This is a genomic window from Candidatus Protofrankia californiensis (assembly GCF_900634765.1).
GTDB classification, from domain to species: domain Bacteria; phylum Actinomycetota; class Actinomycetes; order Frankiales; family Frankiaceae; genus Protofrankia; species Protofrankia californiensis.
On record NZ_CAAAFT010000438.1, the window covers coordinates 18,456 to 20,111 of the forward strand.

Below are 1,656 nucleotides of genomic sequence, written 5' to 3' on the forward strand. Positions count from 1 at the left end.
CGACAACCAAGGGCACCACCAAGGGCACCACCAAGGGCACGACGATCGACAGCATGGCAATCGACGTCACCACGATCGACGTCGCCGGGGCCGCGGCCGTCCTCGCACCGGTTGTCCGGCGGACCCGGGTCGTGCCCAGCGCCCACCTGTCCCGGCTGACCGGCGCACCGGTGTGGTTGAAATGCGAGAACGAACAGCGCACCGCCTCGTTCAAGCTACGCGGCGCATTCGCCCGCATCGCTCTTGCCGACCCCACCGTGCGGGCGCGGGGCGTGGTCGCTGCCAGTGCCGGAAACCACGCCCAGGGCGTCGCGTACGCGGCGGCCCACTTCGGCGTCCCGGCTACGATCTTCGTTCCGACCGGCGCGAGCCCGGTCAAGGTCGCGCGCACCCGCCGCCTCGGCGCGCGGGTCGAGCATGTGCACGGCGGGGTCGACGCCGCTCTGCTGGCGGCCGAGGCCGCCGCGCTCGAGCACGGCGGGCTGCTGGTGCATCCCTTCGACGATCCGACCGTGATCGCCGGGCAGGGCACGATCGGGCTCGAGGTCACCGAGCAGGTCCCCGGCCTGCGGACCGTCCTGGTGGGTATCGGCGGTGGTGGCCTGATCAGCGGGATAGCGGCGGCGATCAGGCAACGACGCAGCGACGTGCGGGTGATCGGTGTCCAGGCCGCGGGCGCTCCCGCCTTCGCCCTGTCATGGCGCGCGGGACGGCCGATCCGCGTCCCGGCGGCGACCATTGCCGACGGCATGGCCGTGAAGACCCCGGGAAGTCTGACCCTGGCGCTTGCCACCAGCCTGCTGGACGACGTGGTCACGGTCGACGAGGACGCGCTGTGGGAGGCGATGGCGGGGCTGCTGCGCGCCGACGGTCAGACGGTCGAGCCCGCCGGAGCCGCCGGTACGGCGGCACTGCTACGCCACCCGGACCTCGCGCAGGGCCCGACCGTGGTGGTCCTCTCCGGCGGCAACATCGACCCCGTCACCGCCCACCGCGTCCGCAGCCTCGCCGCCGGGCCCCTGCGCATCCCCGCCGCATAACATCCCGCCGGGTAACGCCGCTACTCCCACTCGATGGTGCCGGGAGGCTTGGAGGTGATGTCGTACACCACCCGGTTGACCTGCTCCACCTCGTTGACCACCCGGCCCGAGATGCGTTCCAGCAGGTCGTAGGGCAGCCGGGCCCAGTCGGCGGTCATCGCGTCCTCACTGGTGACCGCTCGCAGCACGATCGGGTGTCCATAGGTACGTTCATCTCCCTGGACTCCCACCGAACGGACGTCCGCCAGCAGCACCGCGAACACCTGCCAGATCTCGCGGTCCAGGCCGGCCCGGCGGATCTCCTCGCGCACGATCGCATCCGCGGCCCGCAACGTCTCCAGCCGCTGCGGGGTGACCTCACCGATGATCCGGACAGCGAGGCCGGGCCCCGGAAACGGCTGCCGCCAGACGATCTCCTCTGGCAGCCCGAGTTCCTCACCCAGCCGGCGCACCTCATCCTTGAACAAGGTGCGCAGCGGCTCCACCAGGGAGAACTGCAGATCATCGGGGAGCCCACCGACGTTGTGATGCGACTTGATCTTTGCCGCGGTCGGCGAACCCGACTCGATGACATCCGGGTACAGCGTGCCCTGCACCAGGAACTCGATCCGGGACC

1 protein-coding gene and 1 pseudogene are annotated in these 1,656 nt (G+C 71.0%); one reads left to right on the forward strand and one right to left on the reverse strand.

Going from position 1 to position 1,656, the window contains the following annotated elements; all coding sequences use genetic code 11:
• On the forward strand, positions 1 to 1,040 hold a 1,040-nt coding region (locus tag DD1DGNOD_RS22680), incomplete at its 5' end, for a threonine/serine dehydratase (protein WP_241255928.1).
• A gap of 20 nt (positions 1,041 to 1,060) precedes the next feature.
• On the opposite strand, the pseudogene DD1DGNOD_RS22685 reads toward DD1DGNOD_RS22680, so the two are convergent.
• Positions 1,061 to 1,656, reverse strand: a pseudogene (locus tag DD1DGNOD_RS22685) (glutamine-hydrolyzing GMP synthase); the annotation flags it as partial.